At 69.5% G+C, this 21,686-nt stretch carries 20 protein-coding genes; 13 read left to right on the top strand and 7 right to left on the bottom strand.

Annotation, left to right across the window (positions count from 1 at the left end):
• The first annotated feature begins 172 nt into the window (after positions 1-172).
• Positions 173-625 carry a thioesterase domain-containing protein gene (locus tag H610_RS0107770; RefSeq protein ID WP_028239141.1) on the top strand — a complete coding sequence of 151 codons (453 nt, stop codon included), beginning with the start codon at positions 173-175 and terminating at the stop codon, positions 623-625.
• Positions 626-631: 6 nt separating this feature from the next.
• On the opposite strand, the gene cysQ is transcribed toward H610_RS0107770, so the two are convergent.
• Entirely contained in the window at positions 632-1,462 is an 831-nt protein-coding gene (gene cysQ, locus H610_RS0107765; protein ID WP_028239140.1) for a 3'(2'),5'-bisphosphate nucleotidase CysQ, read from the bottom strand.
• The gene (gene nudE, locus H610_RS0107760; protein ID WP_028239139.1) at positions 1,459-2,025 is read right to left on the bottom strand and encodes an ADP compounds hydrolase NudE; all 567 of its coding nucleotides are present in this window, start codon (positions 2,023-2,025) and stop codon (positions 1,459-1,461) included. The genes cysQ and nudE overlap by 4 nt, the downstream gene beginning before the upstream one ends.
• Before the next feature lie 189 nt (positions 2,026-2,214).
• On the opposite strand from nudE, the gene H610_RS0107755 reads away from it, so the two are divergent.
• Positions 2,215-3,024 (top strand): phytanoyl-CoA dioxygenase family protein, encoded by an 810-nt coding sequence (locus H610_RS0107755; RefSeq protein WP_028239138.1) that lies wholly within the window; start codon positions 2,215-2,217, stop codon positions 3,022-3,024.
• Positions 3,025-3,115: 91 nt separating this feature from the next.
• On the opposite strand, the gene H610_RS0107750 is transcribed toward H610_RS0107755, so the two are convergent.
• From H610_RS0107750 to H610_RS0107740, 3 genes are read right to left on the bottom strand one after another with little or no spacing between them, the layout of a single operon-like run.
• The gene (locus H610_RS0107750; protein WP_028239137.1) at positions 3,116-4,087 is read right to left on the bottom strand and encodes a hydroxyacid dehydrogenase; all 972 of its coding nucleotides are present in this window, start codon (positions 4,085-4,087) and stop codon (positions 3,116-3,118) included.
• Positions 4,088-4,100: 13 nt separating this feature from the next.
• Positions 4,101-5,219, bottom strand: coding sequence for an FAD-dependent oxidoreductase (locus tag H610_RS0107745; protein ID WP_028239136.1), 1,119 nt, complete (start codon positions 5,217-5,219; stop codon positions 4,101-4,103).
• 49 nt (positions 5,220-5,268) lie between these two features.
• On the bottom strand, positions 5,269-6,090 hold the full coding sequence (locus H610_RS0107740) for an aspartate dehydrogenase (protein WP_028239135.1): 822 nt from the start codon (positions 6,088-6,090) through the stop codon (positions 5,269-5,271).
• Positions 6,091-6,340: 250 nt separating this feature from the next.
• On the opposite strand from H610_RS0107740, the gene H610_RS0107735 reads away from it, so the two are divergent.
• The 3 genes from H610_RS0107735 to H610_RS0107725 are packed head-to-tail and all read left to right on the top strand — an operon-like array spanning position 6,341 to position 9,188.
• Complete coding sequence (locus H610_RS0107735) at positions 6,341-7,450, top strand: ABC transporter substrate-binding protein (protein ID WP_028239134.1); 1,110 nt, start codon at positions 6,341-6,343, stop codon at positions 7,448-7,450.
• A complete protein-coding gene (locus H610_RS23510) occupies positions 7,447-8,265 on the top strand; it encodes an ABC transporter ATP-binding protein (RefSeq protein ID WP_051231594.1) in 819 nt (272 codons plus the stop codon). Before H610_RS0107735 ends, H610_RS23510 begins: the two co-directional genes overlap by 4 nt.
• Before the next feature lie 35 nt (positions 8,266-8,300).
• Positions 8,301-9,188: an ABC transporter permease gene (locus tag H610_RS0107725; RefSeq protein ID WP_028239133.1), complete on the top strand. Its 888-nt coding sequence runs from the start codon at positions 8,301-8,303 to the stop codon at positions 9,186-9,188.
• Here H610_RS0107725 and H610_RS23505 read toward each other — a convergent pair.
• On the bottom strand, positions 9,179-10,159 hold the full coding sequence (locus H610_RS23505; RefSeq protein ID WP_051231590.1) for a LysR substrate-binding domain-containing protein: 981 nt from the start codon (positions 10,157-10,159) through the stop codon (positions 9,179-9,181). The two genes, H610_RS0107725 and H610_RS23505, sit on opposite strands and share 10 nt — an antisense overlap.
• A 170-nt stretch (positions 10,160-10,329) precedes the next feature.
• Between H610_RS23505 and H610_RS0107715 the strand changes: the two genes are divergently transcribed.
• From H610_RS0107715 to H610_RS0107680, 8 genes are all read left to right on the top strand, one after another.
• Positions 10,330-11,316 carry a DODA-type extradiol aromatic ring-opening family dioxygenase gene (locus H610_RS0107715; protein ID WP_028239132.1) on the top strand — a complete coding sequence of 329 codons (987 nt, stop codon included), beginning with the start codon at positions 10,330-10,332 and terminating at the stop codon, positions 11,314-11,316.
• Between the two features lie 23 nt (positions 11,317-11,339).
• Positions 11,340-12,131 carry an alpha/beta fold hydrolase gene (locus H610_RS23500; RefSeq protein ID WP_051231588.1) on the top strand — a complete coding sequence of 264 codons (792 nt, stop codon included), beginning with the start codon at positions 11,340-11,342 and terminating at the stop codon, positions 12,129-12,131.
• Positions 12,121-13,071: a Gfo/Idh/MocA family oxidoreductase gene (locus H610_RS0107705; RefSeq protein WP_051231586.1), complete on the top strand. Its 951-nt coding sequence runs from the start codon at positions 12,121-12,123 to the stop codon at positions 13,069-13,071. Before H610_RS23500 ends, H610_RS0107705 begins: the two co-directional genes overlap by 11 nt.
• Before the next feature lie 440 nt (positions 13,072-13,511).
• On the top strand, positions 13,512-14,192 hold the full coding sequence (gene yrfG / locus H610_RS0107700; protein ID WP_028239130.1) for a GMP/IMP nucleotidase: 681 nt from the start codon (positions 13,512-13,514) through the stop codon (positions 14,190-14,192).
• Positions 14,193-14,343: 151 nt separating this feature from the next.
• A complete protein-coding gene (locus H610_RS24830) occupies positions 14,344-17,226 on the top strand; it encodes a PAS domain-containing hybrid sensor histidine kinase/response regulator (protein ID WP_152529062.1) in 2,883 nt (960 codons plus the stop codon).
• 87 nt (positions 17,227-17,313) lie between these two features.
• Positions 17,314-18,159: a formate dehydrogenase accessory sulfurtransferase FdhD gene (fdhD, locus tag H610_RS0107690; RefSeq protein ID WP_028239129.1), complete on the top strand. Its 846-nt coding sequence runs from the start codon at positions 17,314-17,316 to the stop codon at positions 18,157-18,159.
• Entirely contained in the window at positions 18,156-20,489 is a 2,334-nt protein-coding gene (locus tag H610_RS0107685) for an FdhF/YdeP family oxidoreductase (protein ID WP_028239128.1), read from the top strand. Before fdhD ends, H610_RS0107685 begins: the two co-directional genes overlap by 4 nt.
• Before the next feature lie 154 nt (positions 20,490-20,643).
• Entirely contained in the window at positions 20,644-21,105 is a 462-nt protein-coding gene (locus tag H610_RS0107680; RefSeq protein WP_028239127.1) for a YMGG-like glycine zipper-containing protein, read from the top strand.
• 268 nt (positions 21,106-21,373) lie between these two features.
• Here the strand turns inward: H610_RS0107680 and H610_RS0107675 are convergent.
• The coding region (locus H610_RS0107675) for a transposase (RefSeq protein WP_028239126.1) at positions 21,374-21,686 on the bottom strand (313 nt) is incomplete at its 5' end.

Raw genomic sequence — 21,686 nt, 5'->3', positions numbered from 1 at the left:
AGGGAGAGGGGGATTGACTCGGCGCTGGTGCGTGGCAACGTGCAGGTTCATTCGCGATCGAGCCCGCTCCCACAAGAGCATCGCCCCGGGGGCGGGCCTCCCAACGCAGGCGCGCTGGCATCGCACGGGCACAGGCGGCATGCTGGGCCTTTCCCGTGAACAGGACACCGGCATGAACCCCGACTGCCGCCACCTCGAAGCGCTGTTGCACCAGGACATCCCGCTGACCCGCGCCATGCACCTCGGCGTGACCCACTGGGACGGCCGCACGCTGTGCCTGAGCCTGCCGCTGGCGCCCAACGTCAACCACATGAGCACCCAGTTCGGCGGCAGCCTGTACTGCGCCGCGGTGCTGGCCGGCTGGGGCTGGCTGCACCTGCGCCTGCGCGAGGCCGGCGTGAGCGACGGGCACATCGTGATCCAGCAGAGTGCGATCGACTATCCGCTGCCGGTGCGCAGCGACGCCGAGGCGATCTGCAGCGCCCCGGACGAGCGGGCCTGGGAGCGTTTCCTGACGATCTACCGACGCCGCGGCCGTGCCCGCCTGACGCTGGACAGCCGCATCCCGGACGCAAGCGGCCGCGACGCGGTGCGCTTCAGCGGCCAGTTCGTCGTACACCGCTGAGCGGCGTCAGGCCTCGCGTTCGGCGCGCTGCGCCAGCTCGATCAGCGCCGCACGCCAGCCCACGCCCTGCGGCAGGGCGAGGAAGTGCGGGTTGAGGAAGTCCTCGCGCGGCGGGTATTCGAGCGGCCGGCCGTCGACGTCCAGCACCTCGCCGCCGGCGCCTTCCAGCACGCCCTGGGCCGCGGCGGTGTCCCACTGCGAGGTCGGCGCCAGCCGCGGGTAGCAGTCGGCCCTGGCCTCGGCCAGCAGACAGAACTTCAGCGAGCTGCCGACGTTGGCCAGCGCCAGGTCGCCCTGCTGCTGACGCAGCCCCTCGACCAGACGCTCCTGCGCCGGGCTCGAATGCCGGCGGCTGGCGACCAGGGTGAAGGGCCCGGCCGGCTCGTCGCGCACCCGCAGCGGATGGGTCTGGCCGTCGCGGTCGGCGCACCAGGCGCCGAACGCCGCGCCGCCGTAGTAGCAGCGGCCGCTGGCAGGAATGCCGACCACGCCGAACACCACCCGGCCGCCTTCGATCAGCGCCACGTTGACGGTGAACTCCTCGCTGCCGGCGATGAACTCCTTGGTGCCGTCCAGCGGGTCGACCAGCCACCAGGAGGTCCACTGCCGGCGCTCGGCCAGCGGCACCTCGCAATCCTCCTCGGAGAGCACCGGGATCGAGCAATCCAGCGCCGCCAGGCCCTCGGCGAGCAGGCGGTGCGCGGCCAGGTCGGCGGCGGTCACCGGCGAGGCGTCGGCCTTCTCGGTGACCGTCAGCTCGCCGCGCCAGTACGGCAGGATGACGTCGCCGGCGGCACGCACCAGGTCGATCACGCGGGTCAGGTAGGCATGGCTCATGCGCCGAATTCTCCTCGCTGGATCAGCAGGTCGCGGGCCAGGTACAGGGCCGCCAGCGCGCGCCCCTCGCTGAACTGCGGATGCTGGGCCAGGCTCGCCAGCTCGCGCAGGTTGACCCGGTCGACCCGCATCGGTTCCGGTTCGTCGCCGGGCAGGCGCTCGGGGTAGAGGTCGCGCGCCAGCACCACCTGGATCTTCTGGCTCATGTAGCCGGGCGACAGCGACAGTTCGGTGAGGTGTTCCAGGCGCCGAGCGCCGAAGCCGGCCTCCTCCTTGAGCTCGCGGTCGGCGGCGTCGAGCACGTCCTCGCCCGGCTCGATCAGCCCCTTGGGCAGCGACAGCTCGTAGGCGTCGGTGCCGCCGCAGTACTCCTCCACCAGCAGCGCGTGCTCGGCATCCTCCAGCGCGACGATCATCACCGCGCCGTAGCCGCTGCCGCGACCGACCAGCCGTTCGTAGGTCCGCTCGGTGCCGTTGGAGAAACGCAGCTGCACCTCCTCGACGCGGAACAGGCGACTGGACGCGACGATTTCGCGGGCGAGCACGGTGGGCTTCTGGCGCATGGCAACACTCCTGGAAACGCGAACCGCTAGTATACCGGGCGCCGACATCCCGAAGGACGACAACCGACGACAGCCAAACGCATGCGTATCGGTCATGCATCCGCGTTGCAAAAATCGTTTGTCGCTCTCGGCCGCCGCTCCTAGCGTGGGCAGCAGAAACCGCAATGGCCTGCACGAAAAGGAGCCGCCATGTCGACGCTCGTCACCGAAGAACAACGGACCCGTTACGCAGAGGACGGCGCGGTATTGCTGCGCGGCCACTTCGCCCCCTGGGTCGAACCGCTGCGCCAGGCCACCGAACGGGTGCTGGCCAAGCCCGGCCCGCTCGGCACGCGCTATGGCAAGGACAGCCACCAGGGCAGCTTCCGTGGCGACCGCTACATGTGGACCTTCGATGACGACTTTCGTCGTTTCCTGTTCGAGGGTCCGGGCGCGCAGCTCTCGGCCGAGCTCATGGGCGCCAGCCAGGCAAGGCTGTTCTACGACCACCTGCTGGTGAAGGAGCCGGGCGCGGAGGCGCCGACGCCCTGGCACCAGGACCTTCCCTACTGGTGCGTGGAAGGCGAGCAGATCTGTTCGCTGTGGATCGTGCTCGACCCGGTCGAGCGGGACAGCGGGCTGCTGCAGTTCGTCAAGGGCTCGCACCGCTGGAACCGGCGCTTCAGCGCGCCGGACTTCCGCTATCGCCAGGACTACGCCGACGACCTCGAGCCGATGCCGGACATCGACGCCGAGCGGGATCGCTACGAATTCCTCACCTGGGATGCCCTGGAGCCGGGCGACTGCCTGGCTTTCCACGCCATGGCGGTGCACGGCGCGCCGGGCAACAGCCGTCCCGACCGGCGCCGCCGTGCCCTGTCGGTACGCTGGATGGGCGATGGCGTGCGCTATCGCGAGGCGCCGAACGTCACCCGCCCGATCCGCGACCCCGGCCTGCGCCACGGCGATCCGGTGGGCGGCGAGCTGTTCCCGCGGGTGTGGCCGTCGTTTTCGGTCTGATGGCAACGCTCGGCGGCGGGCGCGAGCCCTCCGCCGAGCGGATCTTGCCGGCACGGGCCTGAGTCGCCCGATCGCCCTTCGGGCGACGGGATCAGAGGCCGTGGATGCGCCTTCCCGGCCAGACGGTCGGGTCGACCAGGTGCGCCGGCTCGACCCCGTTCAGCGCATCGATGACATTGCGCGCGCACTGGCTGGCGGTCTCCAGCAGCGCCTCCCGGGTCGAGCCGGCGGTGTGCGGCGAGAGCACCAGGTTGGGCAACTGACGCAGCGGCGAGTCGGCCCGCATCGGCTCGTGCGCGAGCACGTCCAGCCCGGCGCCGAACAACCGCCCTTCGCGCAGCGCCTCGGCCAGGGCGTCCTCGTCGACCAGCCCGCCGCGCGAGGTGTTGACGAGGATGGCGCCGGGTTTCATCAGCGCCAGCGTGCGAGCGTTGATCAGGTGCCGGCTGTCCGCGCGCAGCGGCCGATGCAGGCTGATCACGTCGCTTTCCTGCAGCAGCTGCTCGAGATCGCTGGCGACCTCCACCGTGGCCAGCCGTTCGGCCGGCGCGTTGGGCGAGCAGACCAGGATCCGCAGGCCGAGCCCCTGCGCCATCTCCGCCAGCAGCCGGCCGGTGTGGCCGAAGCCGACAATGCCCAGCGTCTTGCCATAGAGCGACATGGAGCGCTGGGTGAAGCGGAAGCCCGCGTCGCCGGCGCGGGTGGCCTGGTCAGCCTGCACCGCCTGGCGGGCGACGGCCAGCATCAGCATCAGCGCATGCTCGGCGACCGCCCGGACGTTGGCGGTCGGGGTGAAGGCCACCGGAATGCCGAGCGCATGGGCATGCGCCACCGCCACGCCGTCGGTTCCGGTGCCGTGGTTGGCGATGACCGCCAGCCGCGGGGCGGCATCGATGGCCTCGGCCGGCAGCGCGGTGCGAACGATGATGGCATCGATCTCCCGCAGCTCGTCCGGAATCCGTTCGAGGCGCGGCGTGGAGGCGTGCCGCACGGTGACGCCGGCGGCCTCGAGCAGGGCGACGCCCGCCGGGTGGATGGGTTCGGCGATCAGGCAGACGGGCATCGGCAGCATCCGCTCAGAGGCTGAAGGTCGCGCTGGTGCCGGTGGGGATGTGCCGCGCCGCCTTCAGGCCGATGTCGTCCCAGTCCATGCCCGCGGACAGGTCGCGGGAGGCGGCCAGCGCCGAGGCGCGGCCCTGGGTGTGGTCGGTCAGCGGCCGCTCGCGGCGCTCCCAGAGCTGCAGGCCCTCTTCCAGCGAACCGGCTTCCTCCAGCGCCACGGCCAGGCCCAGCGCGTTGGTGATGGCGCAGCCGGCACCCTGCGCCAGGGTCGGCGGCATGGCGTGGGCCGAATCGCCGACGATCGCCACCTTGCCGCTGGACCAGCGCTGCAGCACCGTCTTCTCGTAGACGTCGTAGCGACCGGTGTCGCCGATCGCCTCGAGCACCGGGCGCAGCTCGGGAAAGGCCTCGACCCAGACCGCCGGCCGCACCGGGATCGACGACGCCTCGCCGTCGTCCAGGGCGGCCATCATCGCCATGTACAGCACGTCCTCGCCGGACGGCGTGTAGAGGATGCGCAGGGTGCGCTCCGGGCGGATGCTCCAGAAGTCGATGACGTTGTCCCACTTGCCGCCCTTGAGCGACAGCCGCGGCGTCAGCACGCGGGTCAGGCCGTCGCGATAGCGCTCGCGCTCCATCGGGATGTCCAGCGCATCGCGCACCTTCGACTTCACCCCGTCGGCGCCGATCACCAGGTCGGCCTTCAGCCGCGAGCCGTCGGCCAGCCACAGTTCGCCCTCCGGCGAGGCGCCGACCGCTTCGGAGCTGGTGACGAACTCGATGCCCAGGCGCTGCGCGGCCGACAGCATCGACTGGTACAGGTGCTGGCGGGTCATGGTCAGCAGGCGCAGGTTGCCGGGGCTGTTGATCGCCTGGTAGGAGGTGCACTCGCCGTTGGTGCGGGTCTCGTAGGCTGGCGCGGCGAAGGCGCCGTTCAGCACGTCCTGGTAGGCGCCCAGCGCGTCCAGCACGTGCAGGCCGTTGTCCCAGATGAAGATGCCCGCGCCGAAGGCCCGCAGGTGCGGGCTGGCCTCGTGGACACGGACGCTCCAGCCGCGCTGGGTCAGGGCGATGGCGCTGGCGATTCCGGAAAAGCCGGCGCCGGCGATTTCTGCATGCTTCTTGGTGCTCATCAGGCAATGCTCCAGTAGGTATCCGTGTCTCGTTAAGTCATCGGATCGGTCAGGTGCCGACCTTCAGCGGCGCGCTCAGCCCGCGCAGCAGCGCGATGACGCTCTGCGCGGTGATGCGCCCGGTCTTCGGGTTTTCCGTGGGGATGTTCTCGATGGTCATCGAGAAGCGGGCGCTGTCGGAATCCACGATGATGGTGTGCGTGTTGCGCTCGATGGTGGGGTCGGCCCAGATCTCCAGGTCGGTGAGGTCGGGGCCGATGCCCGCCAGCGACAGCGAGATGGCCACGTTGAGGTTGGCCGGGAAGCCGGTCGCCGCCTCGCGCGCCTTGCCGGAGAAGATCCGCTTGGGCTCGACGATACCCTCGATGTCGATCCCGTGCTTGACCAGGAAGGGAGCGCCACGGAAGCCCTCCACCGGCTTGCGCGAGACCATGGTGACCTTTTCGATCCTGCCTTCGGCCGCGGCCTTGACCGCATCCAGCCCGAGCAGCGCGCCGGTGGGTACGAGAATCTGCGCCGAATGCAGCCGCGCCAGCTCGATCAGGTCGAGCCGGTCGAGCAGCGCGCCGGAACTCAGCACCACCAGTTTCTTGCCGGCCTTGAGCACCGGCTCGGCCAGTTCCCGCATCAGGGCCGAGGGTGCGCACTCGACGACCACGTCGCAGTGGGGCTCCAGTTCTCCGATGGCGACCACCGGAACGTCGATGCCCTGCCCGTCGAGCCAGGCCTGGGCCTTTTCCACGTCGCGTGCCGAAACCGCCGTGAGGCGCACGCCCGGTATCCCGGCCGCGAGTGTCCGGGCGATGGTCTTGCCCACGGTGCCCAGGCCGGCGATGCCGACCCGCGTGACGTTGCTGTCGTTGGTACTCATGACCTGTCTCCTGATCCCTGCGGCAGATCATGGAGAAGCCACTCGATAGCCAACAAACGATTTTTAGGCACCCCATGCATTACTTAGATTCATTCATGGGGCCGGAGCGACGCTTTACTGAAACTCATGCATGAGCCCCACATAAATCATTTGTTCGGGCTTCGGCTGTGCTCATAACTTGCATGGACCGTGGCAGTACCGCTGGTGAAGGCGGTAGCCGGCATTCGTCCACCTGATCGGGAGCAAGGATATGGGTCTGTTCGACAAGGCAAGCATCTCGCGCCGCGACCTTCTCAAGGCCGCGGGCGTCGTCGGGGTGGCTTCGATGGCGCCGGCGGTATTCGCCCAGGGTTCGCGCACCGTGAAATTCACCCTGCCCTGGCTGGCCCAGGGCGCCACGGCCTACATGTACGTGGCGCAGGACCAGGGCATGTTCAAGAAGCGCGGCATCGACATCGAGATCAGTCGCGGCTACGGCTCGCTCGCCGCCGGGCAGGCGATCGCCAACAAGCAGTTCGATTTCGGCCTGGTCTCGGCCAGCTCGACCATCCTCTGCGCGGCCAACGGGCTGCCGCTGGTGGCGCTGGGCACCACCAACTACGAGGCCTACCTGGGCCTGCTGGTGCGTACCGACTCGCCGATCAAGGCACCCGCCGACGTGGCGGGGAAGAAGATGGGGGGCGTGCCCGCCTCGGTGGAATTCCCCCTGTGGAAGGCCTTCGCGCTGGAATCGGAGATCGACCCGAACAGCGTGGAGATCGTCCAGTCCGACCCGCGGGTGCTGGAACGCACGCTGGTGGAGCAGCAGATCGACGCCGCCTGGTGCGTGACCAGCAGCTCCTATGCGGTGGCCAAGGGCATGAACGTCGACACCCGCGCGATGCTGCTGGCGGACTACGGCATGCCGTTCTACTCCAACAACATCGTCACCCGCCCCGAGATGCTCGAGCGCGACCCGCAGCTGTGCCAGGACGTCACCGAGGTGATCCTCGAGGCGCTGGCGTTCTCCTGCCGCGACCCGGAAGCCTCCATGGGCATCCTGCTGAAGAAGGTGCCGGAACTGGCACTGAGCGCCGGCGGCAAGGAGAACGTGCGCCTCAGCCAGGGCTTCATGCTGGCCTCGGTGCCGCGCCCGGAATCCATGCAGAACGGCCTGGGCTACAGCGACCTGGGGCGGGTCGGCGAGATGACCGACCTGATCATGCAGTACGCCGCGCCGGCCTCCGCCACGCGGCCGGACGTGGAAACCCTGTTCACCAACCGCTTCATCGGCGGCGTCCAGCTGACCGAGGCCGAATGGCAGGCCCTGCAGAGCGGCACCCGGGAGTTCCCGGAACTGCTCAAGGGTGGCGCGGCATGAGCAAGCATCTGGACGTCTGGAAGGTTTCGAAGATCTACGAGACGCCGTCTGGCCCGGTGGAGGCGGTCAGCGAAGCGAGCTTTTCCATCCGCGAGGGCGAGTTCGTCTCCATCCTCGGCCCGAGCGGCTGCGGCAAGTCGACGCTGATGATGATGATGGCCGGGCTGGAGGACGTCAGCGAAGGCGTGATCATCGAACGGGACAAGGAGGTGACCGGCCCGCGCCCGGACGTCGGCCTGATTTTCCAGGAAGCGACCTTGCTGCCCTGGGTCTCGGTGATCGACAACGTGCTGTTTCCGGTGCGCATCCTCAAGCGGCCGCGCCGCGACTACGAGGCGCGCGCCCACGAACTGCTGGAGATGGTCGGCCTCAAGGACTTCCACCAGCACCGGCCGGCGCAGCTGTCCGGCGGCATGCGCCAGCGCGTGGCGATCTGCCGGGCGCTGATCCTTGATCCGCCGCTGCTGATGATGGACGAGCCATTCAGCGCGCTGGACGCCATCACCCGCGACGAGATGAACGTCGCCCTGCTGGACATCTGGCAGCGCCACCCGAAGACCGGCGTGCTCATCACCCACAGCATCCGCGAGGCGGTGCTGCTGTCCGACCGCGTGCTGGTGATGACGCGGCGCCCCTCCACGGTGGTCTGCGACATCAGCATTCCCTTCGAGCGTCCGCGCGATCCGCGCATCGTCGAAAGCGCCGAGTTCAACCGCCTGTGCAACCAGTTGCGCGGCTACATCGAATCCGGCTACGCCGCCGACCAGAACAACCGCTACCGCTCGGCAGCCGCAGCTGTCGCCACCACCGAATGAAGCGAGTCACCGCGCCCATGCAGCAGGTCCAGCCCATGAATGTCCGTGAAGCCGAGAGCCAGGAAGCCGAGAGCAAGCCGCGTCTTGCGCCAGTCGCCCCACAAGCGCGCCCGCCCGCCGAGCCGGGCCCCATTGCGGTGCGCAAGCGTCGTTCCCGTCCCGCCCTGGCCGGCTACCGGCAGCTGGCCGAGCGGATCTTCCTGCCGATCATGGTGGTGGGCCTGTTCCTGCTGGTCTGGGAGGTGCTGGTCAAGCACTTCCAGGTCCCGCTCAGCCTGCTGCCGCCGCCGAGCTACATCTACACACGGCTGACCGAGGTCTGGCCGGTGCTGCTGGACCAGGCGGTGCCGACCACGCTGGAGACCATCGCCAGCTTCGTTGCCGCGTCCATCCTGGGCATCGTCCTGGCCACGCTGCTGACCTATTCGCGCCTGCTGAACTCGGCGTTCTATCCGATCATCGTGTTCTTCCAACTGATCCCGAAGATCGCCCTGGCGCCGCTGTTCGTCGTCTGGGTCGGGATCGGTGCTCAGTCGCGCATCGAATTCGCCACCTTCATGGCGTTCTTCCCGATCGTGGTCTCGACCATGACCGGTCTGCGCGCGACACCGACGGACATGCTGCGCCTGTGCAAGGGGCTGACCGCCAATTCCTGGCAGGTCTTCACCCTGGTGCGGCTGCCGTACGCGGTGCCGCATATCTTCAGCGGCATGAAGATCGCCGTGACCCTGGCGATGATCGGCGTCATCGTCGCCGAGTTCATCAGCGCGCCCAAGGGCCTGGGCTACCTGATCGTGTTCGCCTCGTCGCAGGCCGATACGGCGCTGATTCTCGCCGCCATCCTGCTGCTGTGCATGATCGGCCTGACGCTCTACGGCGTCGTGGTGCTGCTCGAGCGGCTGGTCACCCGGCGCTACGGCTGAGCCTCGCCTTCCACCGACTCCGGCCCGCCCTCGTTGCGGGCCTCGCTCAGCAGCCAGTTGCAGAAGGTGTGCACCGAGCGGTTGGTGTGCGCGTCCTCGCGGGTCAGCAGGTAGTAGGCGCCGTCGCTCTCGATGGCCACCGGCAACGGCCGCACCAGATCCATCGCCTCGAAGGCGTGTTCGATGAGAATCGCCGGCAGCAGCGCCACGCCCTTGCAGTTGATCGCCGCCCGCAGCGCCATGAAGAAGTGCCCGTAGTTGATCGACTCGGTGCGCGAGGTCAGGCGCACGCCCTGCGCCGCCAGCCAGTCCGGCCAGGCGTACTGGCGGCTGGTGTTGTGGATCAGCCGGTACTTGAGCAGGTCGCGCGCGCTGTCGATCGCCGCGCCCTGCGACAGCAGCTTGCGCGAGACCACCGGAACCAGGATGTCCGGCAGCAGGTATTCGGCGTTGATCCCCTTCCAGTTGGTCACCATGTCCGCGTCGATGCGCGGCCGCCCCGGCTGGCGCGGGCTGCCGGGCAGGCGGCCGCAGCGAATGGCGACGTCGACCTCGTTGGCCTGGAAATTGACTGGGGAAATGGAGGAGATCATGCGCACGTCGATGTGCGGGTAGGTTTCGCTGAAGCTGGCCAGCTTGGGCATCAGCCAGGTGGCGCCGAGCGTCGGCATGACGTTGATGGTGATCGAAGCCTTCTGCTCGGGCTGCATCGCCTGCTGCGTAGCCTTCTCGATGTCGCCCAGGGCCGCCTGGATCGCCCGGTAGTACTCGAGCCCGGTGGCGGTGAGCTCGACCCGGCGGGTGAAGCGGTCGAACAGCTTCTGCCCGAGGAAGTCCTCCAGCCCGCGCACATGGCGGCTGACGGCGCCCTGGGTGAGGAACAGCTCGTCGGCGGCGGCAGTGAAGGAGAGGTGGCGAGCGGCGGCCTCGAATGCGCGAAGGGACAGCAGCGGCGGATGGCGGGAAGGCATTGCGTTCGCTCCGGTGGACTCCCCGCCACCTTAGGCCATGCATGACGCTGAGTCATCCATGAACACGACATAAATCGTTTGTGGCACCCCGGCGCGTTTTCCAGAATGCGGCAACGGTGATCTTCCGGTCGCCTTTCGATCCAACCCTGCGCACCAAGGAGCTAGCGGCGATGGCAAAGATTATCCTGGGTATCGGTTCCTCCCACAGCCCGACCCTGTTGATGGAGCCCGGCGCCTGGCTGGCCCGCGCAGGGCACGACGACGTCCACATCCATGCCCTGTTCGATCACGACGGGCAGCGGGTCACCTACGAGGAACTGCTGGCCAAGGCCGATCCGGCGATCCTCGACGAGATCGAGATGGAGAAACTGTGGGAGCGCCACCGGGCCAACCAGCAGGCCGTGGCCCGGGTGAAGGCGATCTTCGCCGAGGCCAAGCCGGACGTGGTGCTGGTCATCGGCGACGACCACAAGGAGGTCTTCCACGAGGACAACATGCCGGCGATCTCGGTCTACTGGGGCGACACCATTCCCTACAAGCCGCAGGGCATGATGAAGTGGAAGTACGCCGCCGACCTCAAGGCCGACGACTGGTATCCGCAGGAGGAAAAGGACTACCCGGTGGCCCGGCCCTATGCCGAGCGCCTGATCGGCGAGCTGATGGCGCGCGACTTCGACGTGGCGCATTCGCGCTACTACAAGCCCGAGCAGGGCATGAGCCATTCGTTCGGCTACGTGTACTACAAGGTGATGGGCGAGACGCCGACGCCGATCATTCCGGTGAGCATCAACACCTACTATCCGCCGAACCAGATCGCCCCCGCCCGCGCCTTCAAGCTGGGCGAAACCCTGCGCGAGATCGTCGAGAGCTGGCCGGAGGACCTGCGCGTCGCGGTGGTCGCCACCGGCGGGCTCAGCCACTTCGTGGTCGACGAGGACTTCGACCGGGGCTTCCTCGACATCATGGCCCACGGCACGGCAGAGGCCCACGCCAAGCTGCCGCTGGAAAAGCTGCAGTCGGGCAATTCCGAGTTCCGCTGCTGGTCGGCGCTGGCCGGCGCGGTGCAGCCGATGGAGATGGAGCTTATCGACTACGTGCCCTGCTACCGCAGCCCGGCCGGCACCGGTTGCGGGATGGCCTTCGTGGTCTGGCGCTGACGCGCCGCGCCCGGGAGCCCGCCATGCCCACCGTAGCCGCCGACGGCGCCACGCTCTATTACGAACTCTATGACGAGGCCGGCGCCGACGCCCCGACGCTGGTGCTGCTGCACGGTGTCGGCGGCAACCATGCCAGCTGGTACCAGCAGATCGTCGCCTGGCGTTCGCGCTTCCGCCTGCTGGTGCCGGACGCCCGCGGCTTCGGCAATTCGAGCGATCCGCAGCGGCTTGGGCGCGATCGCTTCGTCGAGGACCTGGCGCTGCTGCTGGTCGACTCGGACACCCCTTCGGCGGTGCTGGTCGGCCAGTCGATGGGCGGCGGTACCGCGCTCAGCTACGCCTGCCGGCATCCGCAGCAGGTCGCCGGCCTGGTGCTGGCCGACACCCTGTTCGGCCTGCAGCTCGAGCCGCAGCAGCAGCGGCGGATGGCCGCGCTGACCGAGCGCAACGCCGGCCTCGGCCAGGTGCAACGGGTGCTCGGGCCGACCTGCATCGACAACCACCCCGACCGCGCGCTGCTCTACACCGCCATCGCCAGCTTCAACCAGGCGAACGTGCGCACGCTCACCGGAACCCAGGCCTCCCACGCGCCCGCGGAGTTGGCGGCGGCCGGCGTTCCGGTGCTGTTCCTGGTCGGCGATGAGGACGTGCTGTTCCCGCCGGAAGAAGTGGCCGAAGCCAGCCGCCAGGTGGCCGGAGCCGACTACGTCTGCATCGCACGTTCGGGACATTCGGCCTATTTCGAGACGCCGGAGGCGTTCAACCGCGAGGTGGAAGCCTGGCTGGAACAGAGAGGAATCACCGGTGCCCGTTGAGTCACCGCCGCTGCGCATCGCCCTGGTCGGGGAAGGCGCCATGGGCCACACCCATGCCGAGGTGCTCGCCTCGCTGCCCGGCGCGGCGCTCCAGGCGCTGGTGGCGCGCGACCTGGACGCCGGCCGGGCGCTGGCGCAGAAATGGTCGATCCCCCATTGCAGCGACGACTACGCCGCCTGCCTGGCCTCCGGCGAGGTGGACGCCGTGGTCATCGCCTCGCCCTCCGCACTGCACGTGGAGCACGGCCTGATGGCGGCGCAAGCCGGCCTGCCATGCCTGATCGAGATTCCCGCAGCACTGGACCTGGCCGGCGCCGAGGCGCTCGGCCAGGCGCAGCGTCGTAGCGGGCAGGTCATGATGGTCGCGCACAGCCGGCGCTTCTCGCCGGCGCACCGCTGGCTGAAGTCGCGCATCCAGGTCGGCACCTTCCAGCTGCACCACTTGGTCGCCGAGACCTACTTCCTGCGCCGCAGCAACCTCAACATGTTCGGCCAGCCGCGCACCTGGACGGACAACCTGCTCTGGCACCACGCCTGCCATTCGGTGGACCTGTTCGCCTGGCTGCTGGAGTCCGAGGACTTCGACGTCCAGGCGCAGCAGGGGCCGGTCCACCCGGTCATGGGCATTCCCATGGACATGAGCATCGGCCTGCGCGAGCGCCGCACCGGCCAGTTGCTGACGCTGGCGCTGTCGTTCAACAACAAGGGGCCGTTCGGCGGCTTCTACCGCTACATCGGCGAGCAGGACACCTACCGCGCCTTCCGCGACGAGCTCAGCGACGGCGAGGGGCAGCCGGTGCCGCTGGAAGGCGCCGCGTTCGCCAGCCAGGATGCCGAATTCGTCGAGGCCGTGCGCACCGGGCGCACGCCGGAAAGCGACATCCATTCGATCCTCCCCGGCATGCGCCTGCTGCAGCGCATCCAGCGGTGCCTGGGCTGAGGGAAAAGCGGAGTTGCCCGCCGAGCCCTGTGGGAGGCCGCGCCCGTTCCCGACGGGCTTGCGGCATCCACATCCCTGTGGGAGGCGCGCCCTCGCGGCGATGCAGGCCGTAGGCCTGCCCGAGGCCAAGGGTCCATCACTTAAGTGCACAGCATTGCGCCCCCGGGGCGAGCCTTTGGGGGCGGGTGCAGGCCTCGCCTTGTCGCCGCGAGGGCGCGCCTCCCACAGGCAGAGCCTGCTCCTACAGGGGGATTGGCGGGGCCACGGGCAGCGCCGTGCCTTTCCCTTCTCTCGCTGGGAGAAGGTGGCCCGCGGGGCTGGATGAGGGCAGGCCGCCGGCGAATCCAAATCGTCGCGGCATTCGAGCGGTCGGCCGCGGTCCGTATAGTATGGGTGCCGAGCCTCGCGCCCCTTCCCACTGCCTGCCACGACCGCCGCCCATGATCCCTGCCCTGCCTTGGTCCAACATCGATACCGTCCTGCTTGACATGGACGGCACCCTGCTCGACCTGCATTTCGACAACCACTTCTGGCTCGAGCACCTGCCGCGGCGCTACGCCGAGCGCCACGGCATCAGCCCGGCGATGGCGGAGCTGGAGCTGGCACCGCTGTTCAACGAGCACCAGGGCAAGCTGACCTGGTACTGCCTGGATTTCTGGACCCGCGAGCTCGACCTGCCGATCCGCGAGATGAAGCGCGAAATCGCCCACCTGATCGGCCTGCGTCCCTCGGCCGACCTCTTCCTCGGTGCCCTGCGCCAGGCCGGCAAGCGCGTCGCGCTGATCACCAACGCCCACCGCGACTCGTTGTCGCTGAAGCTCGAGCGGGTCGAACTCGCGCCCTGGTTCGACCGTCTGATCAGCTCGCACGACTACGGTTTCCCCAAGGAAGACGCCCAGTTCTGGCACGCGCTGGAGCAGGACTTCCCGTTCGATCCGGGTCGCTGCCTGTTCATCGACGACAGCCTGCCGGTGCTGCGCAGCGCCGCCCGCCACGGCATCGCCCACCTGCTCGCGGTGCTGCAGCCGGACAGCCGCAAGGGCCGCAAGGACACCGGGGAATTCGCCGCGGTGGACGACTGGCTGGACGTGGCCCGCAGCCTGGAGGGCCCGCCGGACTGAGCCCCGTGGACGGATGACGGCAGGCGCTTTACTCCTCTCCGGTGACGGACCACACTGCTGACAGGCGAAAAGACCCGCCGTGATGCAAGGGAATGGACAACACTCTATGACAGCCGAAACGGCTTCTCGCTGGCCTCGCAGCGACAGCGAAATGGGCGAACGGATTCGCCGTCACGACTGGGCCGCCACCCCGCTGGGGCCGCCCTCGCAATGGCCGGCCACTCTGCGCATCCTGCTGCAGACCATCCTCGACGTGCCACGCCCGATGTGCATCCTCTGGGGCAGCGAAGGCTGGCAGCTGTACAACGACGCGCACGCCCGCCTCATCGGCAGCCGTCATCCGCACGAACTGGGGCGCGCCGCCTGCCAGGGCTGGGGGGAAACCTGGGCGCTGCTGGCGCCGGCCTGCGACCAGGCCCGGCGCGGCGAACCGCGCGTGCTCGCCGGCGAGCACCTGCCCATCGAGCGCGACGGGCAGGTCGAGGAGGCCTGGTTCGACCTGTCGCTCAGCCCCATCCGCGACGACCGGGACGCGGTAGTCGGCATCCTGCTGTGCCTGACCGAAACCACCGAACGCATGCGCACCGAGGCGCACCTGTCGGAAGCCGCCTTCCAGTACAAGCTCAGGGCCGAGGCCCACCGGCTGAGCGAGGAACGCCTGCAGCTGGCGCTCGAGGCCAGCGACCTGATCGGCATCTGGGACTGGGACCTGCAGGACGGCGAGGTCGGCGAAAGCGGCTTCTCCCGCTTCTTCAAGCTCGAGCCCGCCGGCGCCACCCGCGAGAGGCCGCTGGAGGCCTTCCTCGATCACGTCCACCCGCAAGACCGCGCGCGCGTGCAGGCCGCCCTCGGCGAGTGCATCCGCCACAGCGGTGTCTTCTCCGAGCGCTACCGCCTGCGCGGCGAGCACGGCGAAACCCGCTGGGCCTTCGCCCGCGGGCGCTGCCATTACGACGCCGAAGGCCATCCGGTGCGCTTCCCCGGCGCGGTGATGGACATCACCCGGCTGCAGGCCAGCGAGCAGGCGCTGCGCAACAGCGAGGCCGAACTCAAGCTGATCACCGACTCGCTGCCGGTGCTGATCGGCTACGTCGACAGCGAAGAGCGCTATCGCTTCAGCAACCGCGCCTACATCGACTGGTTCGGGCTCACCCCCGAGTGGATGAAGGGCCGCACCGTGCGCGAGGTGCTCGGCGAGCGCGCCTACGCCCTGCGCCGCGAGCACATCCAGCGCGCCCTGCGCGGCGAGCCCGTCTCGTTCGAGGCCTACAGCCCGCACCGCGACGGCAAGCCCCGCCAGGCGCTGGTCCAGTACCTGCCACATCACGAGGCTGGCGGCCGGGTCCTGGGCTTCCACGTGATGGCGCTGGACGTCACCGAACGCTGGAAGGTCGAGCAGGCGCTGCGCGAGAGCGAGCAGCACCTGCGGGCGATCATCGACCTGTCGCCGGCCATGCACTGGAGCACCGACGCCCAGGGCAGGCTGACCTTCGTCTCCGACCGCTGGTTGCAGCACCTGGGCATGCGCGAGGAGCAGGCGCTCGGGCGCTACTGGCTGGAGGTGCTCGACGACGAGGCCACCGCCGCGCTGGAAAGCATCTGGGCCAAGGCCCAGCGCTTCGGCCAGCCGTTCGACATCGAGCAGTGCCTGCGCCTGAGCGACGGCGAGCGGCGCTGGATGCGCATCCGCGCGCTGCCGGTGTTCGACGCCGACGGCGCCGTGCTGCGCTGGCACGGCACCAGCGAGAACGTGCACGAGCGGCGCATCGCCGAGCAGGGCCTGCGCGAACTCAACGAAACCCTGGAAAGCCGCATCCAGGACCGCACCCGCGCGCTGGCCGAGGTCTACGAGCGGCTGCTGGCCGAGATGGCCAAGCGCGAGCAGGCCCAGGAGGCCCTGCGCCAGGCGCAGAAGATGGAGGCGGTCGGCCAGCTCACCGGCGGCATCGCCCACGACTTCAACAACATGCTGACCGGCATCATCGGCGGCCTGGACCTGATCCAGCACTACATCCAGTCCGGCCGGGCCAGCGAGACCCGGCGTTTCATCGAGGCGGCGATCACCTCGGCCAACCGAGCCGCATCCCTGACCCACCGGCTGCTGGCCTTTTCCCGCCGGCAGCCGCTCAACCTCAAGGCGGTGGAAGTCAACGGGCTGATCGACTCGATGCGCGACCTGCTGACCCGCACGCTCGGCGAACACATCCAGGTGGTCACCGACCTGCAGGACGGCCTGCCGGCCGCCGACAGCGACGACAATCAGCTCGAGAGCGCCCTGCTCAACCTGGTGATCAACGCCCGCGACGCCATGCCCGACGGCGGCACGCTGCGCATCGCCACGCGCCAGGTGGAACTGAGCGACGACGAACCGGTGGGCGACCTGCCGCCCGGTCCCTATGTGGTGCTGTCGGTGAGCGACACCGGCTGCGGCATGTCGCCGAAGGTGCTGGCCAACGCCTTCGAGCCCTTCTTCACCACCAAGCCGATCGGCCAGGGCACCGGCCTGGGCCTGTCGATGATCTACGGCTTCGCCCGCCAGACCGGCGGCCACGTGAAGCTGACCAGCGAGGAAGGGGTCGGCACCGAGGTCAGCCTCTACCTGCCGGTGCATGCCGCATCGGCGGTCGAGCCGCAGGCCCAGCCGGCACCCGCGCGCACGCTGCCGGCGCCGGAAGGGCAGACGGTGCTGGTGGTCGAGGACGACCCGGCGGTGCGCATGCTGGTCATGGAGGTGCTCGACGAGCTCGGCTACCAGACGTTCGAGGCCGCGGACGGCAACGCCGCGCTGGCGCTATTGAATTCGGGCGAACGGGTCGACCTGATGATCACCGACGTCGGCCTGCCGGGCATGAACGGCCGCCAGCTGGCGGACGTCGCCCGCGAGCAGCGCCCGCGCCTGCGCGTGCTGTTCATGACCGGCTACGCCGAACAGGCGGCCAGCGCCGGCTTCCTCGAACCGGGCATGGACCTGATCGGCAAGCCGTTCAACATCGACCTGCTGATCAACCAGATCCACAACCTGCTGATGGCCTGACGGCCGCGGCGGCGGGCCCGCACGGCCGGGCGCCGTGGACGCGGGACGCTCGGCGGTCTAGTCTTGGGCAAAACAGCAGAGCCCCTCATGAGCCGTCCGCTTCCTCCTCTCGGCCAGCGCGAAGCCGAAGCCGCGCCGCCGCCCGAGGCCAGCCACCGCTATGCCTACCGTTCGCTCGAAGGCGATGCCGCGGGCGTCGCGCTGGCCGACGAGTGCGCGCTGGCCATCGCCTACAACGGCCTCAGCCAGGCGGTGATGATGGTCACCCCGGCCGACCTCGAGGATTTCGTCGTCGGTTTCAGCCTGACCAGCGGCACGGTGCAGTCGCTCGACGAGATCTTCGACTTGCGCCTGGCCGGCACCGGCGACAGCCGCGAGGCCCAGGTGGAAATCGCCAACCGCGCGTTCTGGTCGCTCAAGCAGCAGCGCCGCCAGCTGGCCGGCACCAGTGGCTGCGGCCTGTGCGGCGTCGAGGCCCTGCACCAGGCGCTGCCCGAGCTGCCGACCCTGGCCCCGGCGCCCCTGCCGCCGGCCGCATGGCTTGACGGCCTGCGCGAGCGCATCGCCGTGTTCCAGCCGCTCGGCCGGCACTGCGGCGCAGTGCACGCGGCAGTGTTCATGGACGCCCGCGGCGAGCTGCGCCTGGGGCGCGAGGACATTGGCCGGCACAACGCGCTGGACAAGCTGATCGGCGCGCTCGCCCGCACCCGCCTCGACACCCGCGACGGCGTCGCGGTGGTGACCAGCCGTTGCAGCCTGGAACTGATCCACAAGGTGCTGCGCGCCGGCATCGGCACCCTGGTCAGCCTCTCGGCACCGACCGGGCTGGCGGTCGACTGGGCCCGCCGGCATCGTCTCAATCTCATCCACCTTCCCCATCGCAGCGGCCCGCGCCTGTTCAGCCCGGTGCCCGATACGGAGTCCCTGCCATGACCCTGCCCTCTTCCCTGCCGCGCTACCGCCCCTACACCGGTCCCGCCGCCGGCTGGGGCGCGCTGCGCAGCGTCACCCGCGCCTGGCTCGACAGCCGCCAGCCGTTCAAGAACCTGCGGGCGATGCTCAAGACCAACCAGAACGGCGGCTTCGACTGCCCCGGCTGCGCCTGGGGCGACTCGCCCGAGGATGGCCGGGTGAAATTCTGCGAGAACGGCGCCAAGGCGGTGAACTGGGAGGCCACCCGGCGCCGGGTCGACGCGGCCTTCTTCGCCCGCTACAGCGTCAGCCAGTTGCGCGAGCAGAGCGACTACTGGCTCGAATACCAGGGCCGGCTGACCGAACCGATGCGCTACGACGCCGCCAGCGACCGCTACGTGCCGATCGACTGGGACGCCGCCTTCGCCCTGATCGCCGGGCACCTGCGAGGGCTGGAAAGCCCCGACCGGGCCGAGTTCTACACCTCCGGGCGGGCCAGCAACGAGGCCGCCTACCTCTACCAGCTGTTCGCCCGCGCCTTCGGCACCAACAACTTCCCGGACTGCTCGAACATGTGCCACGAGGCCAGCGGCGTGGCGCTGAGCGCCAGCGTCGGGGTCGGCAAGGGCACCGTGACCTTCGACGACTTCGCCGAGGCCGACGCCATCTTCGTGCTCGGGCAGAACCCCGGCACCAACCATCCGCGCATGCTCGAACCGTTGCGCGAGGCGGTGCGCCGTGGCGCCCAGGTGGTCTGCTTCAACCCGCTGAAGGAGCGCGGTCTGGAGCGCTTCCAGCACCCGCAGCACCTGCTGGAGATGCTCGGCAACGGCTCGGCACCGCTGAACACGGCGTTCTTCCGCCCGGCCCTGGGCGGCGACATGGCCGCCCTGCGCGGCATCGCCAAGTGCCTGCTGCAGTGGGAGCGCGAGGCGCAGGCCAGCGGCGCGCCGGCGGTGTTCGACCACGCCTTCATCGCCGAACACACCACGGGCGTGGACGCCTACCTGGCGGCCGTCGACGCCACGCCCTGGGCGCAGATCGAGGCGCAGTCGGGGCTCGGCCGCGACGAAATCGTACGGGCCGCGCGGATCTACCGCCACGCCGAGCGGGTGATCGTCTGCTGGGCCATGGGCATTACCCAGCACCGCCATTCGGTGCCCACCATCCAGGAGATCGTCAACCTGCAGCTGCTGCGCGGCAACCTCGGCCGCCCCGGCGCCGGCCTGTGCCCGGTGCGCGGCCACAGCAACGTGCAGGGCGACCGCACCATGGGCATCAACGAGCGTCCTCCGGCGGCGCTGCTCGACGCCCTGGAACGCCGCTTCGGCTTCGCCGTGCCGCGCGCGCCGGGGCACAACACCGTAGAGGCGATCGGCGCCATGCTCGATGGCCGCGCCAGGGTGTTCATCGGCCTCGGCGGAAACTTCGCCCAGGCCACCCCGGACAGCGAACGCACCCACGCCGCGCTGCGCCGCTGCGAACTCACCGTGCAGATCAGCACCAAGCTCAACCGCAGCCACCTGACCACCGGCCGCGACGCGCTCATCCTGCCGTGCCTCGGCCGCACCGACGTCGACCGCCAGGCCGGCGGCCCGCAGGCGGTCACCGTGGAAGATTCCTTCAGCATGGTGCACGCCTCCTATGGCCAGCTGCCGCCGCTGTCGAAGCAGATGCGCTCGGAGCCGGCCATCGTCGCCGGGATCGCCAAGGCCACGCTGGGCAACCACCCGGTGGACTGGGACGCCCTGGTGGCGGACTACGACCGCATCCGCGAACTGATCGCCGAGACCATCCCGGGCTTCGCCGACTTCAACGCCAGGGCGCGCCACCCCGGCGGCTTCCACCTCGGCAACGCGGCGGGCGAGCGGCGCTGGAACACCGCGTCCGGCCGCGCGCAGTTCCAGGCCCATGCCTTGCCGGACGAGCTGCTGCCCGAGGCGGTGCGCGCCTCCGGCGAACAGCCGCACCTGATCCTGCAGACGCTGCGTTCGCACGACCAGTACAACACCACCGTCTACGGGCTCGACGACCGCTACCGCGGCGTCAGGGGCCAGCGCCGGGTGATCTTCGCCAACGCCGAGGACATCCGCCGGCTCGGCCTCGAGCCCGGGCAGCAGGTCGACGTCCGCTCGCTCTGGGACGACGGCATCGAGCGCCGGGTCGAAGGCTTCACCCTGCTGGCCTACGACATCCCGCGCGGGCAGGCGGCCGCCTACTATCCCGAGACCAACCCGCTGGTGCCGCTGGCCAGTTTCGGCGAAGGCAGCTTCACGCCGACCTCCAAGTTCGTCGCCATCCAGCTGCAAGCGGCCCGCGAGGGGCTGAAGGTCGCCGCCCGGGCGGGCTGAAGGCTTCGGACCGACGCCGGCGCCCCCTGTATGGCGGGCGCCGGCAATTTTTTTGCACTACGGGGCCTGGGTCACGAACCGGGCAGGGGGGCGCTTGTCAAACAAGCGAAGCGGCATAAGCATCCGCGCCCACTTCCCCCACTGGAATGACCCTATGAAGTACCTTTCCGCAGCCTTGTTGTCCGTCAGCCTTTCCAGCGGTGCCGCCTTCGCCGGCGGCACCACCGAAGCCGCCGTGGGTGGCGCGCTCGGCGGCGTTCTCGGTTCGGTGGTCGGCGAGCACCTTGGCGGTTCCACCGGTGCGGCGATTGGCGCGGGCGTTGGCGGCGCGGCCGGCAGCGTGGCCGGCGCCGACAAGCGCAGCCGCACCGAGGCGGCCATCGGTGGCGGCCTGGGTGCCGCCGGCGGCAACGTGGTCGGCCAGCGCGTCAGCGGCTCCAGCGGCGGCCTGATCGGCGCTGCACTTGGCGGCGCGGCGGGTGGTGCGCTGGGCAACAGCTACGGCGACGACGATGACGACCGCCGCTACCGCGGGCGCGATCAGGATCGCCACTACCACGGCCATCCCGGCAAGGGCCACTACAAGCACAAGTGGCACAAGAAGTACCGCCACTGATCCCTTCGCGCCCGGGCAGCACCGGGCGCCGTTCCCTCCTTCCTCCTGCGGCACGCGGTTGTCCGCGGTCGAGACCGCTGCCACGAGTGCACGCTGCCCCTCGCGGGAGCGGCCTTGGCCGCGAATGGCCGGCACCGCCCGCGACCCGGCGTCGGGATGCCCCGCTCCTTGCCTTCTCCCTCCGGGAGAAGGTGGCCCGCAGGCAGGATGGAGGGCCCAGGCAGGCCGGGCGAACGCCGTAGGGTGGGCGTAGATACCGTCTTGAGCCCTAGTGGGCAAGGGCCAGTTTAGGGTCGAAAGGCTGGCCGGATTTCAGTACCCCATAGGCGATGTGCAATAGCTTGCGCATGGCGGCACAGACGATCTGCTTGCCGGTCTTGCCCCTGGCTTTCAAGCGGTCCCGCAGAGCGCTGATGGCGGCGTTGTGCTTGAGCGAGCAAACAGCCGGCATATAGAGCCCAGCCCTCAGGCGAGACGAGCCCGTTCGAGATATGCGCGTCTGGCCCTTGTAGGTGCCGGACTCCTGCAGCTTGGGGTTCAATCCGGCAAAGGCGGTGATCGCACGGCAACTTCCGAACTGC

The organism is Stutzerimonas azotifigens DSM 17556, assembly GCF_000425625.1.
In the GTDB taxonomy this organism is placed as follows: domain Bacteria; phylum Pseudomonadota; class Gammaproteobacteria; order Pseudomonadales; family Pseudomonadaceae; genus Stutzerimonas; species Stutzerimonas azotifigens.
Note: the sequence above shows the minus strand (reverse complement) of the source record. Positions and strands in the feature narration are given on the sequence as shown.

Bases quoted from the DNA above. Each gene is read 5' to 3' on its own strand.
- H610_RS0107770 (WP_028239141.1), top strand. From the start codon at position 173: ATGAACCCCGACTGCCGCCACCTCGAAGCGCTGTTGCACCAGGACATC.
- cysQ (WP_028239140.1), bottom strand. From the start codon at position 1,462: ATGAGCCATGCCTACCTGACCCGCGTGATCGACCTGGTGCGTGCCGCC.
- nudE (WP_028239139.1), bottom strand. From the start codon at position 2,025: ATGCGCCAGAAGCCCACCGTGCTCGCCCGCGAAATCGTCGCGTCCAGT.
- H610_RS0107755 (WP_028239138.1), top strand. From the start codon at position 2,215: ATGTCGACGCTCGTCACCGAAGAACAACGGACCCGTTACGCAGAGGAC.
- H610_RS0107750 (WP_028239137.1), bottom strand. From the start codon at position 4,087: ATGCCCGTCTGCCTGATCGCCGAACCCATCCACCCGGCGGGCGTCGCC.
- H610_RS0107745 (WP_028239136.1), bottom strand. From the start codon at position 5,219: ATGAGCACCAAGAAGCATGCAGAAATCGCCGGCGCCGGCTTTTCCGGA.
- H610_RS0107740 (WP_028239135.1), bottom strand. From the start codon at position 6,090: ATGAGTACCAACGACAGCAACGTCACGCGGGTCGGCATCGCCGGCCTG.
- H610_RS0107735 (WP_028239134.1), top strand. From the start codon at position 6,341: ATGGGTCTGTTCGACAAGGCAAGCATCTCGCGCCGCGACCTTCTCAAG.
- H610_RS23510 (WP_051231594.1), top strand. From the start codon at position 7,447: ATGAGCAAGCATCTGGACGTCTGGAAGGTTTCGAAGATCTACGAGACG.
- H610_RS0107725 (WP_028239133.1), top strand. From the start codon at position 8,301: ATGAATGTCCGTGAAGCCGAGAGCCAGGAAGCCGAGAGCAAGCCGCGT.
- H610_RS23505 (WP_051231590.1), bottom strand. From the start codon at position 10,159: ATGCCTTCCCGCCATCCGCCGCTGCTGTCCCTTCGCGCATTCGAGGCC.
- H610_RS0107715 (WP_028239132.1), top strand. From the start codon at position 10,330: ATGGCAAAGATTATCCTGGGTATCGGTTCCTCCCACAGCCCGACCCTG.
- H610_RS23500 (WP_051231588.1), top strand. From the start codon at position 11,340: ATGCCCACCGTAGCCGCCGACGGCGCCACGCTCTATTACGAACTCTAT.
- yrfG (WP_028239130.1), top strand. From the start codon at position 13,512: ATGATCCCTGCCCTGCCTTGGTCCAACATCGATACCGTCCTGCTTGAC.
- H610_RS24830 (WP_152529062.1), top strand. From the start codon at position 14,344: ATGGGCGAACGGATTCGCCGTCACGACTGGGCCGCCACCCCGCTGGGG.
- fdhD (WP_028239129.1), top strand. From the start codon at position 17,314: ATGAGCCGTCCGCTTCCTCCTCTCGGCCAGCGCGAAGCCGAAGCCGCG.
- H610_RS0107685 (WP_028239128.1), top strand. From the start codon at position 18,156: ATGACCCTGCCCTCTTCCCTGCCGCGCTACCGCCCCTACACCGGTCCC.
- H610_RS0107680 (WP_028239127.1), top strand. From the start codon at position 20,644: ATGAAGTACCTTTCCGCAGCCTTGTTGTCCGTCAGCCTTTCCAGCGGT.